14 protein-coding genes and 1 pseudogene are annotated in these 15,456 nt (G+C 72.2%); 10 read left to right on the top strand and 5 right to left on the bottom strand.

Annotated elements, in window-relative coordinates; translation table 11 throughout:
* Positions 1 to 190: 190 nt before the first annotated feature.
* Together OO68_RS29150 and OO68_RS29145 are read left to right on the top strand one after the other, a co-directional pair.
* Positions 191 to 571, top strand: coding sequence for an STAS domain-containing protein (locus OO68_RS29150; protein ID WP_033312166.1), 381 nt, complete (start codon positions 191 to 193; stop codon positions 569 to 571).
* Between the two features lie 168 nt (positions 572 to 739).
* A complete protein-coding gene (locus OO68_RS29145; protein WP_033312165.1) occupies positions 740 to 1,252 on the top strand; it encodes an EF-hand domain-containing protein in 513 nt (170 codons plus the stop codon).
* 91 nt (positions 1,253 to 1,343) lie between these two features.
* Here the strand turns inward: OO68_RS29145 and OO68_RS29140 are convergent, their stop codons facing one another.
* Positions 1,344 to 2,846, bottom strand: a complete 1,503-nt coding sequence (locus OO68_RS29140; RefSeq protein ID WP_033312164.1) for a class I adenylate-forming enzyme family protein — start codon at positions 2,844 to 2,846, stop codon at positions 1,344 to 1,346.
* Positions 2,847 to 2,935: 89 nt separating this feature from the next.
* Between OO68_RS29140 and OO68_RS29135 the strand changes: the two genes are divergently transcribed.
* The 4 genes from OO68_RS29135 (at position 2,936) to OO68_RS29120 (ending at position 7,300) form a co-directional block, all read left to right on the top strand.
* Positions 2,936 to 4,132 (top strand): amidohydrolase family protein, encoded by a 1,197-nt coding sequence (locus OO68_RS29135; protein WP_033312163.1) that lies wholly within the window; start codon positions 2,936 to 2,938, stop codon positions 4,130 to 4,132.
* Positions 4,132 to 5,265 carry an acyl-CoA dehydrogenase family protein gene (locus OO68_RS29130; protein WP_033312162.1) on the top strand — a complete coding sequence of 378 codons (1,134 nt, stop codon included), beginning with the start codon at positions 4,132 to 4,134 and terminating at the stop codon, positions 5,263 to 5,265. The genes OO68_RS29135 and OO68_RS29130 overlap by 1 nt, the downstream gene beginning before the upstream one ends.
* A gap of 170 nt (positions 5,266 to 5,435) precedes the next feature.
* On the top strand, positions 5,436 to 6,380 hold the full coding sequence (locus OO68_RS29125) for an acyl-CoA dehydrogenase family protein (protein ID WP_078625535.1): 945 nt from the start codon (positions 5,436 to 5,438) through the stop codon (positions 6,378 to 6,380).
* Positions 6,381 to 6,823: 443 nt separating this feature from the next.
* A complete protein-coding gene (locus tag OO68_RS29120; RefSeq protein WP_033312161.1) occupies positions 6,824 to 7,300 on the top strand; it encodes an ATP-binding protein in 477 nt (158 codons plus the stop codon).
* A gap of 484 nt (positions 7,301 to 7,784) precedes the next feature.
* On the opposite strand, the gene OO68_RS29115 is transcribed toward OO68_RS29120, so the two are convergent.
* The gene (locus tag OO68_RS29115) at positions 7,785 to 8,711 is read right to left on the bottom strand and encodes a cyclase family protein (RefSeq protein WP_033312160.1); all 927 of its coding nucleotides are present in this window, start codon (positions 8,709 to 8,711) and stop codon (positions 7,785 to 7,787) included.
* Positions 8,712 to 8,816: 105 nt separating this feature from the next.
* Here OO68_RS29115 and OO68_RS29110 point away from each other — a divergent pair, with 105 nt between their 5' ends.
* The 3 genes from OO68_RS29110 to OO68_RS29100 all read left to right on the top strand — a co-directional run bounded on the left by OO68_RS29110 (position 8,817) and on the right by OO68_RS29100 (position 12,039).
* The gene (locus tag OO68_RS29110) at positions 8,817 to 9,731 is read left to right on the top strand and encodes an SDR family NAD(P)-dependent oxidoreductase (protein WP_033312159.1); all 915 of its coding nucleotides are present in this window, start codon (positions 8,817 to 8,819) and stop codon (positions 9,729 to 9,731) included.
* A 110-nt stretch (positions 9,732 to 9,841) separates the two neighbouring features.
* Positions 9,842 to 10,990 (top strand): acyl-CoA dehydrogenase family protein, encoded by a 1,149-nt coding sequence (locus OO68_RS29105; protein WP_033312158.1) that lies wholly within the window; start codon positions 9,842 to 9,844, stop codon positions 10,988 to 10,990.
* Entirely contained in the window at positions 10,990 to 12,039 is a 1,050-nt protein-coding gene (locus tag OO68_RS29100) for a Zn-dependent alcohol dehydrogenase (RefSeq protein WP_033312157.1), read from the top strand. The genes OO68_RS29105 and OO68_RS29100 overlap by 1 nt, the downstream gene beginning before the upstream one ends.
* Here the strand turns inward: OO68_RS29100 and OO68_RS29095 are convergent.
* The gene (locus OO68_RS29095) at positions 12,029 to 13,078 is read right to left on the bottom strand and encodes a GlxA family transcriptional regulator (protein ID WP_051814847.1); all 1,050 of its coding nucleotides are present in this window, start codon (positions 13,076 to 13,078) and stop codon (positions 12,029 to 12,031) included. The genes OO68_RS29100 and OO68_RS29095 overlap by 11 nt on opposite strands.
* Before the next feature lie 71 nt (positions 13,079 to 13,149).
* On the opposite strand from OO68_RS29095, the gene OO68_RS29090 reads away from it, so the two are divergent.
* Complete coding sequence (locus OO68_RS29090; protein WP_033312395.1) at positions 13,150 to 14,451, top strand: MFS transporter; 1,302 nt, start codon at positions 13,150 to 13,152, stop codon at positions 14,449 to 14,451.
* A 20-nt stretch (positions 14,452 to 14,471) separates the two neighbouring features.
* Here OO68_RS29090 and OO68_RS29085 read toward each other — a convergent pair whose 3' ends face one another.
* The gene (locus OO68_RS29085; RefSeq protein ID WP_033312156.1) at positions 14,472 to 14,939 is read right to left on the bottom strand and encodes a hypothetical protein; all 468 of its coding nucleotides are present in this window, start codon (positions 14,937 to 14,939) and stop codon (positions 14,472 to 14,474) included.
* Positions 14,940 to 15,186: 247 nt separating this feature from the next.
* Positions 15,187 to 15,456, bottom strand: a pseudogene (locus OO68_RS29080) (IS200/IS605 family accessory protein TnpB-related protein); the annotation flags it as partial.

The following is a 15,456-nucleotide window of genomic DNA, read 5'->3' as shown; positions in this document are numbered from 1 at the left end:
TTGGGCTCGCGCCTACCCCACCGTCCTCCGATCAGACCTGACAGAAGAGGATCGAACAGGATCGAAGCCGACTAAAACAAGCCTCTTCCGCGGGGGATCCGTTTTCCGGGTTGTGTTTCAGGGAACTGCCGCTGGGCAGCCGCGCTGCAAGGAAGCGTAGGGACTGCTTCCGTTTTGGCGAGCGAGGGGCGTGGTGGTGACCTTCATAGTGACCGGCGGCGAGCAGGGCGAATGGGCCGTGCTCCAGGTGTCCGGCGAGCTCGATCTGGTGACCTCACCGGTGCTGCGTCAGCGCGTGCACGACGTGGTGGCCGAGGGGCACCACTGTCTCGTCCTGGATCTGTCCGAGGTGTTCTTCTGCGACTCCAGCGGCGTTGGCGTGCTCATCGCGGCCCGCCGCCTGATCCGCTCCTGTCAGGGCCGGCTGCGCCTCGTGCTGCCCGCCCGGGGTGCGGCCGACGGGTCCCACGTCAACCGGGTCCTCGGCGCGCTGGGCGTCCGCAGGCTGTTCGACGTGTACGGCGATGTGGACGCGGCCCTCGGCGACGAGGGCGAACCCCTCTCCGCGTGACGTCGCGATGACGCACGGTAGACGGAGTGTTGCCGTTCCGACACGCCGTTGTCCCGGAATTCCCCCGGTCTTGGCACAAGTGACGTTTTCCCGCGCCCGAACGGCTCCCTCCGTCGTACGCTCCGACCGAGACGCACCCCACCCGACGTAAGGCGGCCCGAAAGAGACATGGTCAGCAGCGAGTACGAGCGCAGGATCGCCGCCCGGTTCGCCACCTTCGACCAGGACGGCAACGGCTACATCGACCGCGAGGACTTCTACGGCGCGGCCAAGGCGCTGCTCACGGAGTTCGCCGTGACGGCCCGGTCCGACAAGGGGCAGGCGCTGTACGGCGGCGCCGAGGCCTTCTGGCAGGGCATGGCCGGGATGGCGGACCGCGACGGCGACCAGCGCATCACGCGCCAGGAGTTCGTCAACGGCGCGGTCAAGCGTCTGCGCGACAATCCCGACCGGTTCGCCGAGATCGCCCGCCCCTTCCTGCACGCGGCCCTGGACGTCGCCGACACCGACGGGGACGGCGCCTTGACGGTCGAGGAGGCGGGTCGCGTCCTGAAGTGCCTCGGTGTACCGGAGGACCTCGCCGGGCCGGCCGCCGCCGCGCTCGACGCGGACGGTGACGGCAAGGTCGGCGAGGCCGAGGTCGTCCCCGCCTTCGCCCGCTACTTCACCGTGCCCGAGTAGGGCCACGCGTCCGCGCCGCGGAGGTTGTTCTCGGGCGGGCGGCTGCGGGCCGTCCGTGGTTGTTCGCGCAGTTCCCCGTGGCTCTGAAGGGTCACGTGGGGGAGTAGCGGGCGCGGAGTTTGTACTTCAGTACCTTTCGCAGGGTTTCGCCCCGTGGGAGGGCGTCCACGATCTCCAGCCGCTCCGGGAGCTTGTGCACCGACAGTCCCTCGGCGCGCAGGAAGGCGGTCAGGGTGTCGAGCGTCAACGCCTCGGTGTCCGGGGGCTGTTCCACCACCGCGCACACCAGCTCCCCGCGCGCCGCGTCCGGCAGTCCGATCACCGCGACGTCCCCGACCGCCGGATGCCGGTGCAGCAGGTCCTCGATCTCCTGGGCCGAGATGTTCTCGCCCTTGCGGATGATGACGTCCTTGAGCCGGCCGGTGAGGACCAGGTGCCCGGTCTCCGTCAGGTGTCCGAGGTCGCCTGTGCGCAGGTAGCCCTCCTCGTCGAAGGCCTCCGCCGTCTGCCCCGGGTCCAGATACCCCCGGCACACGGCCTCCCCGCGCAACCGCACCTCGCCGTCCACGACCCGGATCTCCATCCCCTCCGGCGGCCGCCCCTCGGTCGCCGCCAGCAGCTCGGGAGTGTCGTCCGGGTCGCCCATGGTGATCATCGGCACCTCGGTCATGCCGTACCCGTGGGTGAGCTGCACGCCCATCTCCCGCACCACGGCGTGGTACAGCTCCGGCGGATTGGGCGCCCCGCCGCCCGCCAGCAGCCGCAGCGACGGCACCACCGGCTCTCCCGGCTGCTTGCGCTGCTCCGCCAGGAACATTGAGTAGAACGCCGTCGACCCGCCCGCCATCGTCACCCCGTGCGCGCGGTACGCCGCCAGCGCGTCCGGCAGCGCGAACTGCTCGAACAGCACCGCCGGGAAGCCGTACAGCAGCAGCATCACCGTGTAGTCGGGTCCGCCGATGTGGGCGTACGGGAAGGCGATCGAGCCCACGTCGTCCGCCGAGGGGCGCAGCGCGTGCGCCAGGCAGGAGCCGCCCGCGAGCAGTGAACGGTCCGTGTGCAGCACGCCCTTGGGGTCGGAGGTCGTACCGGACGTCCAGTAGATCCAGCGGACGGCGGTGCCGTCGGAGGGCGGGGGAGGCAGGAGGGACGGATCGCCGTCGGGCAGGTCGTCGTAGGCCTCGAAGACGCCCCTCGCGCCCAGCCGCCGGGCCATCGCGCCGTGGTCGAAGCCGCGCCAGGTGCCGGGCACCGCGAAGAACTCCGCCTTGGACTCGCGCAGGGCGAAGCCGACCTCGCGGTCCCGGTAGAAGGGGATCACCGGCGTCTGCACGGCGCCGAGCCGGGCCAGGGCGAAGGACAGCACGGCCGTCTCGATGCGGGTGGGCAGCTGCCAGGCGACCACCGTGCCGTGGCGCACACCCATGCCGTACAGCCCGGCCGCGACCCGCTCGGCACGCGCGCGCAGCGCCCCGAAGGCCAGCGACCGGTCGTCCTGGAGGAAGAGCGGGCGGTCGGGCGTGAGGGCCGCGCGGCGGGTGACCAGGTCCCACAGGGTGCGGGACGAACTCAGGGTGTGCGGGGTCTCGTTCACGACTGCCCCCTGCTGCTTGGCTGACGGGTCGTCAGGTGGGATGCTATCTGACGCTGCATCAGATAAGTACCGTCCGGCGGAGGGGACCCATGGCGACCGAACTGCCCCGCATCATCAGCGTCGACGACCACGTGATCGAGCCCGCCCACCTCTTCGACACCTGGCTGCCGGCCAAGTACCGCGAGCGCGGCCCGAGGCCGCTGACCGCCGGGATCGGTGAACTCGCCTACGTCGGCGGCAAGTACCGGATCACCATGGACCCGGACGGCCAGCCCACCGACTGGTGGGTCTACGAGGATCTGAAGTTCCCGTACAAGCGCAACATCGCCGCCGTCGGCTTCGACCGGGACGCGATGACCCTGGAGGGCATCACCCGCGAGGAGATGCGGCCCGGCTGCTGGGACCCGAAGGAACGCCTGAAGGACATGGACCTCAACCACGTCGAGGCGAGTCTGTGCTTCCCCAGCTTCCCGCGCTTCTGCGGCCAGACCTTCGCCGAGGCGCACGACAAGGAGGTCGCTCTGGCCTGCGTGCGGGCCTACAACGACTGGATGGTCGAGGAGTGGTGCGGCGACAGCGGCGGGCGGCTCATCCCGCTGTGCCTGATCCCGCTGTGGGACATCGGCCTGGCCGTCGCGGAGATCCGCCGCAACGCCGCACGAGGAGTGCGGGCGGTGACCTTCTCGGAGATCCCCACCCACCTCGGGCTGCCGTCCATCCACTCCGGCTACTGGGACCCGTTCTTCGCGGTCTGCGAGGAGACCGGGACGGTCGTGAACATGCACATCGGATCGTCCTCCCAGATGCCGGCCGCCTCCCCGGACGCACCGCCCGCCGTCCAGGCCTCGCTCAGCTTCAACAACGCGATGGCCTCGATGATGGACTTCCTCTTCAGCGGGGTCCTGGTGAAGTTCCCGCGCCTCAAACTCGCCTACTCCGAGGGCCAGATGGGCTGGATCCCGTACGCCCTGGAGCGCGCCGACGACGTCTGGGAGGAGCACCGCGCCTGGGGTGGCGTCCGCGACACCGTCCCCGAGCCGCCGTCGACCTACTACTACCGGCAGATGTTCTGCTGCTTCTTCCGCGACAAGCACGGCGTGGCCTCGATCGACGTGGTCGGCCGGGACAACGCCACCTTCGAGACCGACTACCCGCACGTCGACTCGACCTTCCCGCACACCAAGGAGGTCGCCCTCGACCACGTCAAGGGCCTCGACGACGAGACGGTGTACAAGTTGATGCGCGGCAACGCCATCCGGATGCTGGACCTGGACCTCGACCGCTGATGGACCTGTCGTACACGCCCGAGGAGGAGGAGTTCCGGGCCCGGCTGCGGGAGTGGCTCGGGCGCACGCTCCCCGGTCTCCCGCCCAGGCCGTCCCCCGACGACTGGCCGGGTCGGCGGGCGTACGACCTCGGCTGGCAGCGCAGGCTGTACGAGGCCGGATACGCCGGCGTCCACTGGGACGCCACCCCGAGCGTCCGCCTGATCTTCCTGGAGGAGACCGAGAAGGCCGGAGCGCCCTACGTGGGTGCCAACTTCGTGGGCCTGCTGCACGCCGGGCCGACCATCGCCGCCGAGGGCACGGACGCCCAGCGGGCGCGCTGGCTGCCGCCGATCCTGCGCGGCGAGGAGGTCTGGTGCCAGGGCTTCAGCGAACCGGAGGCCGGGTCCGACCTCGCGGCCCTGCGCACCCGCGCGCGGCGCGACGGCGACGACTACGTGGTGACCGGCTCCAAGATCTGGACCTCGCACGCCGAAGTCGCCGACTGGTGTGAGCTGTTGGTCCGCACCGGCCCGGCCGCCCCGAAGCACCGCGGCATCACCTGGCTCGCCCTGCCCATGGACGCGCCCGGCATCACCGTACGGCCGCTGCGCACGCTCGCCGGGCCCGCCGAGTTCGCCGAGGTGTTCCTGGACGAGGTGCGGGTGCCGGTGGCCAACCGGGTCGGGGACGAGGACGACGGCTGGCGCGTGACCATGGTGACGCTGTCCTTCGAGCGGGGCACGGCCTTCGCGGGCGAGGTCGTCGCCTGCCGCCGGGTCCTCGCCGAACTGGCCGTCGAGGCCCGCAAGAACGGTCGCTGGGACGACCCGGCCCTCAGGCGCCGGCTGGGCAGGCTCAACGCGGAGTTCCGGGCGCTGTGGCGGCTCACGCAGTGGAACGTGAGCGCGGCCGAGGCCTCGGGCGGAGTACCGGACACGGGCGGCTCGGTCTTCAAGCTCCGTTACTCGCACGCCCGCCAGGAGCTCTACGACGCCGCCGCGGAGGTACTGGGCCCCGACTGCCTCGACCTGGACCGGCCGTGGACCCCCGACCGGCTCTCCGCCCTGGCGTACACCATCGCGGCCGGCACCTCGCAGGTCCAGCACAGCATCATCGCCGAGCGCATCCTCGGCCTGCCGAAGGGACGGTGAGCGCCGTGCGGTTCCGGCTGACGGACGACCAGCGGGCACTGCGGGACGGGGTGCGCGAGGCGCTGGCACGGCGGTTCGACGGCCGGGCGCTGCGGGCGGCGGTGGAGGAGGCCGACGGGGGCGGTGCTGCCGATATGGACGGTGCCGCCGGTATGGACGGTGCCGCCGGTATGGGCGGTGCCCGTACCGGCGGTGCGCAGCCGGGGCGTTCCGGGGCGGGCGGGGGTGGTGCGGGCGTGGCCCGTGCGGCAGCGGCCGGTGGCGACGGCGGGAGTGCGGGGGCCGGGCGTGCCGGGGGTCCTGGGGGGACCGCCCGGACAGCTGCGGGGCGTGCGGCCGGGGCGCCGCGGCTCGACCGGGGGCTGTGGCGGGCCCTCGGCGACCTCGGGTTCTTCGACCTGCGGGTGCCGGAGACGGACGGCGGGGTCGGACTCGGGCTCGCGGAGGCCGTGTTGGTGTTCGAGGAGGCGGGGCGTGCGCTGCTGCCCGGGCCGCTCGTCGCCACCCACCTCGCGGCCGGTGCCGTACCGGGTGCGGCCACCGGGGAGACGGTGGTGGCGGCCGTGGACGGCGGGCTCGTGGAGTGGCTGGCGGAGGCGGACGCCGTACGCGGGGACACCACCGGGGCCGTGCCGCTGCGCTCGCTCGACCCGCTGACGCCCCTGCACCGCGTGCCCGCCGGGCGGCCCGACCCCGACCCCGTCGCGATCCTGCTCACCGCCGCCGAGCAACTCGGCACGGCCGGCCGCGTCTGCGAACTGGCGGCGCAACACGCCCGGGCGCGCGAACAGTTCGGACGGCCCATCGGTGCCTTCCAGGCGGTGGCGCATCTCTGCGCGGGGATCTTGGTCCGCGCGGAGACGGCCCGCGCCGCGGTGTACGCGGCCGCCGTGACCGCCGACCCGGCCGACATCGCCGCGGCCCGGATCCTCGCCGACGAGGCCGCCGTGCGCGGCGCCCGCGACTGCCTCCAGGTACACGGCGGGATGGGCTTCACCTGGGAGTCCGAGGTCCATCTGCATCTGAAACGCGCATGGGTTCGAACCCAACGTGCGGGCGGAATCACTGAGAGTGAGGAGCTGCTCGCGGCGGCTCTGACGCCAGAGACGGCCTGACGGGCCGTCTGGCTGCGGTATCGCCGGAACCACTCCTGGGGATGTCATGGATCGTGGCATACCGGAATTACGGAGCGTTGATACCGGCTTGTGTCCTCAGCGTGACTCGTTACGGCCTGGAGTCGATTGCCCGCTCCGGTACCTTGTGTCGAATGCGAGTGGCTCCGAGCGCAGTGCGACCCCGTGGCGCCGCCTGTTCGACTGCCCGCGGCGAGCGTCGCACAGTATGCCGCACGGGTACTCCTTCGCGCTGGAATATGCCCGAAGCGCTTGTTGGCGTGACTGTACGTCAACCATGCTGTCCCACAAGGGATTCACGTTGCGTGATCCTTGTCCCGGCCGTTGTTCTGGCCATGCAGAAAATGGCTACGATCGTGGCCCTCGTGAGGCGCGAGCCTAAGTGTCCGCCGGTTCGGATGGTGTGAGCGGTGCAGGTGCTTCAAGTGCAGCTGGAGATCCGGCCCGACCCCGCAGAAGTGGGGCGGGCCCGGCGGTGGGCCCGCTCCCGCCTGGCCGGGTCCGGCATACAGGCCGACGAACCCCTCGCCGAGACGCTGATCCTGCTCGTCTCCGAGCTCGTCACCAACGCCGTGGTGCACACCGGCCGTCCCGCCGTCCTGCGGCTGTCCCTGCCGCACGTGGTGACGGAGGAGGCCACGGTCCGTCTGGAGGTCGCGGACCGCAGCGGCCGGGCCCCCGTGCCCCGGTGCGCCGGCGACGACGCGACCGGCGGCCGGGGCCTGGCGCTCGTCGACGGCCTCGCCGACCGCTGGGGCTGGAGCGTCGAGGCCACCGGCAAGCGCATCTGGTGCGAGGTGGACCGGTGCGCGAAATCCCCGGACCTCACGGCGTCGTGCGGAGGCGGCGCGGTGGCGTGCGGCGGGGCGGCTTACGAGGGGCTGGCGTACGAGGCGGTTTAGCGCCACCGCCCGTTGCAGCCGGGCGTGGTGTACGGCGGCACATGCCGCGGGTTCGTGCGGCGGGGCCGGGGCACGGATGCACGGCGGGTCGGCGGCTTTCGGCAAGGCATGCGGCGATGCGCCGGGACGTGCTTCCGTGCGCGCCTGCGGCAAAAGCCGCCTAAGGGACATTTCTCCGAACTCCTGTTGACGCGTCGTGACCGTTTGCTCACGCTGGTGGGCAGCGATTCGCCGTGAGGGGACGACGAGGGCTTCGGTGGACGGCAGCCCTCGGCGAGTGTGAGTCGTGATTCGGCGTCGGCTCCCTACAGGGGCGGGGAGCCGGGGCGGGAGCGCCGGAGTCGGGTGGCGGCGCGCGCTGCCGTGCTCGGGGCGGGCAGCGCGGCGCCGCCATCCAGCTGGAGCGGATGGCGGCCCGGCCGGTGCTGCGGGTGGCGGCCCGGTCGCACCGGTCCGCCGGGCGTCTGGCGGCGGGACCGGGGGCCTACAGGACGGCGACGGGAGCCACCGGAGAGCCGGTCGCCCCGGTGAACGGCTCCGGGGTCGCGGTCAGCAGGAACGCATACCGCCCGGCTTCTCCACAGGCTGTGGACAACTTTTCGAGATTCCAGTTCTGGCCCTGTGGCATGCCCATCTCCACGAGATCGAGGGCGTGCACCGGCAGCCAGAGATCCTCCACCTCGGGCGGGAACACCTCGAAGGTCAGGGTGTCGTTGGCGACGGCCGCGACATCGCGCGCGTGGAACCACTCCGGTGTCCGGATCGACAGCCCCGGCGAGGGGTACGCGTAGCCGTGCCGGTCCCCGGCCAGGCACGCCTGGATCTGCCCGGTCCGCACGAGCACGATGTCCCCCGCCCGCACCCGCGTGCCGGCCAGTTCCTCGGCGGCGTCCAGGTCCTCGGGCGTGACGGCGTACCCGCCGTCGAGCCGGTCCGTGCCGCGGGCCCGGGCGACGTCCAGCAGCACCCCGCGCGAGACGACGTGCCGGACCGTGCCGATGCCGCTGAACCCGGCGCCGCCGTGTGCGGTGACGGTGTGGGCGGAGCGGCCGTTGTAGAGCCGGCCCGAGTGCGAGACGTGGGGCAGGGCGTCCCAGTGGGTGGCCGCCTGGAGGCCCATGGTCACGACGTCGTCGCTGCACGCGACCGTGCCCGGGCCGAAGATCTCCTGGTTGATCTGCACCATGGCGTGCAGGGGGTTGACGCGGCCGGGGATCATGCCGGTCTGCACGCCGTCCTGCTGGAGGGGCAGTGCGAGGGGGACGCGCCGGCCGGTGCGGACGGTCGCCGCGGCCTGTCTGACGACCTCGTCGGTGATCAGGTTCAGGGTGCCGATCTCGTCGTCGGCTCCCCAACGGCCCCAGTTGTTCACGCGCTTGGCGATGTCGTGGAACGCGTCCGGCAGCGACATGAGTCCTCCGCGGGGCTTGTCTTTCCGTATCTGACGGGTCGTAGAATTCGGGGGATCGTAAATCTAACGGTCCGTCAGAAACCGTGGCGCGGGAAGGGGCCGGGCGTGGGGAACTTCTTGGCAGGCAAGGTCGTCGCCGTCACGGGTGCCGGGCGGGGCATCGGCCGCGCGGTGGCGCTCGCGGCGGCGGACGAGGGGGCGAAAGTCGTGGTCAACGACTACGGCGTCGCGGTCGACGGGGGTTCGCCGACGAGTGAGGTCGCCCAGGCCGTGGTCAAGGAGATCGAGGCCGCGGGCGGGGAGGCGGTGGCCGTCGCCGACGACATCTCCACGATGGCCGGCGGGCAGCGGGTCGTCGAGGTGGCGCTGGCGTCGTACGGGCGGCTGGACGGTGTGGTCTGCGTGGCCGGGATCCTGCGCGAGCGGATGCTGTTCAACATGACCGAGGAGGAGTGGGACCCGGTCGTCGCCACCCATCTGAAGGGCACGTTCACGGTGTTCCGGGCGGCCTCCGCGGTGATGCGCAAGCAGCGGGCCGGGACGCTGATCGGCTTCACCAGCGGCAACCACCAGGGGTCCGTCTCCCAGGCCAACTACAGCGCCGCCAAGGGCGGGATCATCTCGCTGGTGCGCAGCGCCGCGCTCGGGCTGCACAAGTACGGGGTGACCGCGAACGCGGTGGCGCCGGTCGCGCGGACCCGGATGTCGGCCGGGGTGCCGATGGAGCTGGCCGAGATCGGGGAGCCGGAGGACGTCGCCGCGCTGGTGGTGTACCTGCTGTCTGACGCCGCCTCCCGGGAGGGGATCACCGGACAGGTGTACACGGTGGCCGGGGCGAAGATCGCGGTGTGGGCGCAGCCGCGGGAGCTGCGGGCGGCGTATGCCTCCGGCGGGTGGACGGTGGAGCGGATCGCGGAGTTTCTGCCCGGGTCGGTGGGGGTGGATCCGATGCCCTTGCTGGAGCGGGTGCGGGAGATGGAGAGGGCGGCGGGGCGGGGGGAGCGGCCGAACGCCCAGTAGTTCGGGGAGTGGGGTGGATGGGCGGGTGCGGGTGGAGTGTGGCCGTTCGCGCAGTTCCCCGCGCCCCTTGGGGGATTCGCCCCTGCGGCGCCGGTGAGAGGAGCACCCTGATGGACTTCGACTTCGGGCCGGAGGGCGACGCGTTTCGCAGCGAAGCTCGTGACTGGCTGGCCACGCACGTCAAGGGCGAGACCGACCGCCGCACTTGGGAACGGACTCTCGGTGCGGCCGGGTGGATCGGGATCGGGTGGGACGGGGACGGGTACGGCAATCGCCGGGCCACCCTCACCCAGCAGGTCGTCTGGGCCGAGGAGTACGCGCGGTCTGCGGCGCCCCCGCGCTCCGGGCACATCGGGGAGAACCTGCTCGCGCCCACGCTCCTCGCCCACGGCACCGACGAGCAGAAGTCGCGGTTCCTGCCGCCGATCGCCGCCGGCGAGGAACTCTGGTGCCAGGGTTACAGCGAACCCGGCGCCGGATCGGACCTGGCCGGGATCCGTACCGCGGCCGTGCGCGAGCCGGACGGCCGTACGTACCGCGTCACCGGGCAGAAGATCTGGACGTCGCTCGCGCACGAGGCGGACTGGTGTTTCGTGCTGGCCAGGACCGGACCCGGATCGGTACGGCACCACGGGCTGACCTTCCTCCTCGTCCCCATGGACCAGCCCGGCCGGATCGAGGTCCGCCCCATCCGCCAGATGACGGGCACCAGCGACTTCAACGAGGTCTTCTTCGACGGCGCGCACGCCGAGCACGTCGTGGGCGGCGAGGGAAACGGCTGGCGCGTCGCCATGAGCCTGCTCGGCTTCGAACGGGGTGTGTCCACGCTGGCCCAGCAGATCGGGTTCGCCGAGGAACTGGCGGGCGTGGTGCGCGCCGCCGTCGCGTCGGGCGCCGTGCGGGATCCCGTCGTACGGGAACGGCTCGTGCGGCAGTGGGCCGAGCTGCGGACGATGCGCTGGAACGCCCTGCGCACGCTGGGGGGTTCCGGTGACGCGGGTGCCCCGAGCGTGGCCAAGCTGCTGTGGGCCGGCTGGCACCAGCGGCTCGGGGAGCTGGCGGTGCTGGTGCGGGGCGCGGGGGCGGCCGTGGGCCCCGCCGACTGGTCTGCCTCCGAGCCGTACGAACTGGACGCCTCCCAGCACCTGTTCCTCTTCTCCCGGGCCGACACGATCTACGGCGGCTCGGACCAGATCCAGCGCACGATCATCGCCGAGCGGGTGCTCGGCCTGCCCAGGGAGCCCAAGGGGGCCGTGTGATGCGAGGCGTGATCTTCGACGGGAAGCAGGTCCGGGTCGTGACGGACCTGGAGGTGCGCGAGCCGGGGCCGGGCGAGGTGCGGGTCGCGATCTCGGCGGCAGGGCTGTGCCACAGCGATCTGTCGGTGGTGGACGGGACCATACCCTTCCCCGTGCCTGTGGTGCTGGGCCATGAGGGGGCCGGGGTCGTGGAGGCGGTGGGTGGGGGCGTCACCCATGTCGCGCCCGGTGACCATGTGGCACTGTCCACCCTGGCGAACTGCGGTACGTGCGCCGAGTGCGACCGGGGCCGGCCGACCATGTGCCGGCAGGCCATCGGACGCCCGGGCCGGCCGTTCCGCCACGACGGCTCGCCGGTCCACCAGTTCGCGTCCAACTCTGCGTTCGCCGAGCGCACGGTCGTCAAGGCCGTCCAGGCGGTCCGGATCCCCGACGACATCCCGCCGGCCTCGGCGGCGCTCATCGGATGCGGGGTGCTCACCGGGGTGGGCGCCGTGCTGAACCGGGCGCGGGTGGACCGCGGCGACAGCGTCCTGGTCATCGGGACCGGCGGCATCGGCCTGAACGTGCTTCAGGGGGCCCGGCTCGCGGGTGCCGGGCGGATCGTGGCCGTCGACGCCAACCCGGCGAAGGAGGAGGCGGCACGCCGGTTCGGCGCGACCGACTTCCTGACGTCCGCCGAGGGCGTGCGCGAGCTGCTGCCCACGGGCGTGGACCACGCCTTCGAGTGCGTCGGCCGCGTCGAGCTGATCCGGCAGGCCATCGACTCCCTGGACCGGCACGGCCAGGCGATCCTCCTCGGTGTCCCGCCCGCCACGGCCGAGGCGTCCTTCCGCGTCTCCTCGATGTACCTCGACAAGTCCATCCTGGGCTGCCGCTACGGCTCCTCCCGGCCCCAGCGGGACATCGCCCTGTACGCGGGGCTGTACCGCCGGGGGCGCCTCCTGCTCGACGAACTGGTCACCCGGACCTACCCGGTCGAGGACTTCGAGAAGGCGGCGGCGGACGCTGAGGCGGGGCGGGTGGCGCGGGCGGTGCTCACCTTCTGAGGGCGGTGGTCACCATTTGAGGGCGGTCCTCACCTTCTGAGGCGGCGGTTTCCTTCTCCGCACGGAAGGTGCGCCGGTAGGCGGTGGGCGTGACACCGAGGGCCGCCTGGAGGTGCTGGCGCATCGACTGGGCCGTGCCGAAGCCCGCCTCCCGCGCCACCTGGTCGACGGAGCGGTCGGTGGACTCCAGGAGCTGCCGGGCCCGCTCCACGCGCTGCTGGGTGAGCCACTGGCCGGGGCTGACGCCGGTCTCCTCACGGAAGCGGCGGGTGAAGGTGCGCACCGACATGGACTCCTGCGCCGCCATGTCACGCAGCTGGATCGGCTCGTGGAGACGGCCCAGGGCCCAGGCGCGGGCCGAGGTCGTGGTCGCCTGCTGCGGGTCGGGCACGGGCCGGTGGATGTACTGCGCCTGACCGCCGTCGCGGTGCGGCGGTACGACCGTGCGGCGTGCCACCTCGTTGGCGACGGCCGTGCCGTGGTCGCGGCGCACCATGTGCAGGCACAGGTCGATGCCGGCCGCGACGCCGGCGGAGGTCAGGACGTCGCCGTCGTCGATGAACAGGACGTCGGGGTCGACCCGGATGTGCGGGAAGAGCCGCTGGAAGCGGTCGGCGTCGGCCCAGTGCGTGGTGCCGGGGCGGCCGTCGAGGAGACCGGCGGCGGCGAGGACGTAGACGCCGGTGCAGATCGAGGCGAGCCGGGTGCCCGGGCGGATGTGAGCCAGGGCGGCGGCCAGTTCGCCGGTGAGCACGCCCTGCTCGAAGACCGGGCCGAGTTCGTACGACGCCGGAACGATCACGGTGTCGGCGGTGGCCAGGATCTCGGGGCCGTGCTCGACCTGGACGGCGAAGTCGGCGTCGGTACGCACCGGGCCCGGCGGGCGGACCGAGCAGGTGACGACGTCGTACAGCAGGCGCCCCCGGGCGTCCCTGGGGCGGCCGAAGATGCGGTGCGGGATGCCCAGCTCGAAGGGAAGCAGCCCGTCGAGGGCGAGGACGACGACCCGGTGCGGGCGGAACTCCGGCTCACGACTCATGGCCCGATCCTAACGAATGCTGGCCTTCGGGCCACTCGATGGAGCGCGCCGCAGGTCGGAAGCTCTATGTCGTGACCCAGACAACCGAAGCAGCGGCTGTGCGGCAGCCGCCGAAGCCGACCCGTGGCCGGGTGCACCGTGCCTGGTTCGTCGCCGCCGTCACCTTCGTGACGATCATCGGAGCCGCCGCCTTCCGTTCCGTGCCGGGCCTGCTCATCGACCCGCTGCACGACGAGTTCGACTGGTCGCGGGGCACCATCGGCGCCGCTGTCTCGGTGAATCTCGCGCTGTACGGTCTGACGGCCCCGTTCGCGGCGGCCCTGATGGACCGCTTCGGCATCCGCCGGGTCGTGGCGGTGGCGCTCACCGTGATCGCGGCCGGCTCCTGGCTCACCGTGTGGATGACCGCGGCCTGGCAGCTGATGCTGTGCTGGGGCCTGCTGGTGGGTCTCGGCTCCGGCTCCATGGCACTGGCCTTCGCGGCGACCGTCACCAACCGCTGGTTCACCGAACGGCGCGGCCTGGTCAGCGGCATCCTCACCGCCGCCTCGGCCTCCGGCCAGCTGATCTTCCTGCCCCTGCTGTCCTGGATCATCGACCGGTACGACTGGCGCCCGGCCGCCGTGACGGTCGCGCTCGCCGCGCTCGCGGTCGTCCCGTTCGTCTGGCTCCTGCTGCACGACCACCCCGCGGACGTGGGCCAGAAGCCGTACGGCGCCACCGAGTTCGTGCCGAAGCCGCCGCCCGTCCCCGGCGCCGCCCGCCGGGCCGTGACCGTCCTGCTCTCCGCCGTACGCACCGGCCCGTTCTGGCTGCTCGCCGGCACCTTCGCGATCTGCGGCGCCTCCACCAACGGCCTGATCCAGACCCACTTCATCCCCGCGGCCCACGACGAGCACATGCCCGTCCAGGCCGCCGCGTCCCTGCTCGCGGTCATCGGCGTCTTCGACGTCGTCGGCACGATCGCCTCCGGCTGGTTCACGGACCGCTTCGAGTCGCGCCGCCTGCTGGCGGTGTACTACGCGCTGCGGGGCGTGTCGCTGATGTTCCTCCCGCTGCTGCTGGGCCCCGCGGTCCACCCGCCGATGATCTTCTTCATCGTCTTCTACGGCCTCGACTGGGTCGCCACCGTCCCGCCCACCCTCGCCCTGTGCCGCGAGCACTACGGCGAGGACAGCGCGATCGTCTTCGGCTGGGTCCTCGCCTCCCACCAGGTCGGGGCGGCCGTCGTCGCCTTCCTGGGCGGCGTCGCGCGGGACGCCTTCGGGTCGTACGACGTGGTCTGGTACGCGTCGGGGGCGCTGTGCGCGGCGGCGGCGCTGATGGCGCTGGTGATCCGGCGCCGGGCGGGCGGCGAGCCGGCCGCGGCCTGAAGCGGCCGGACGTCCGGTCTTCAGCCCTCGGTCCGGCGCGCGCGGCCCGCCCGGGCGGCATTGCGGATCCTCTTCGTCCGGCCGCCCTCGGCGAGGATGTCGAGGGCATCGGGGCCCGCTCCGGCCGCCGCCTTGAGCTGGAGCCAGTCCGAGGACGCCAGCAAATCCTCTGAGCTCCACGGCAGTTGAAGGGAAACGGCTCGGAACAGGGACCACTCCTTCAGGCGCCGGACCAGGAAAGGCCGCCGGGTCACCACCCGGCCCACGGCCGCTGCCCACTCCTCCCAGGCGGGTTCCGGCCACAGTTGTGCGGCCCGGCGGTCGAGGTGCCGCACCACCGCAGCCTCGGCCATCACCCGGTCCGGGTCGCCGAGGACCCTGCCGACCAGCGCCATCTCGTCCGCTTCGGCGACCTGTTCCAGCTCGACCAGATACGCGGCGAAGCGGGCGTGCTCGGCGGGTTCCTGCGGGCTGTCCTCGGTGTTCACGGCTCTGCCTCTCTGGTCCGACGTGGCGCTCCGCCCGGTCGGCCTATTCTGAATGCGGCCACCGCACCGCCTTCAAAGGTGAGTTGATGACACTCGGCATGGTCCTCGGTGACGTGATCGTCGTGACGTCGCGCGTCCGCTCACGTTCGATCTTCCGAGGAGTCTGCCGTGTCCACGATCCACTGGGTCGAGGCTCGACCGTTCCTAGAGACTGAGCGGGAGTGAGTCCTGGTGCCAGGGCTCATGCTCAGCCGGACATCCCGAACTCACTCCGGTGAGCAGGGGGCGGTGCCGTCCGTCGCCGGATCGGGTGCCCAAGGGCGCGCCTGCCGATCGCCACGGCGGCCGCGTCGTGGCGGGTGGTTTTGCGATTCTTGGTGCTGAGGGGTTTCTGCCAGTGCTGGGCACCCCAGCGGCTGGTGTAGGCGGGGTCGACGGCGACGATGGTGATGCCGAGTTCGGCCGCCATCGACACAAGCCGGGCCCGCAGCCGGGCGGTGGGCATGCCGGAGATCAG

It is taken from the genome of Streptomyces iakyrus (genome assembly GCF_000717055.1).
GTDB lineage: Bacteria > Actinomycetota > Actinomycetes > Streptomycetales > Streptomycetaceae > Streptomyces > Streptomyces iakyrus.
This window is presented reverse-complemented; position numbering and strand designations above follow the sequence as displayed.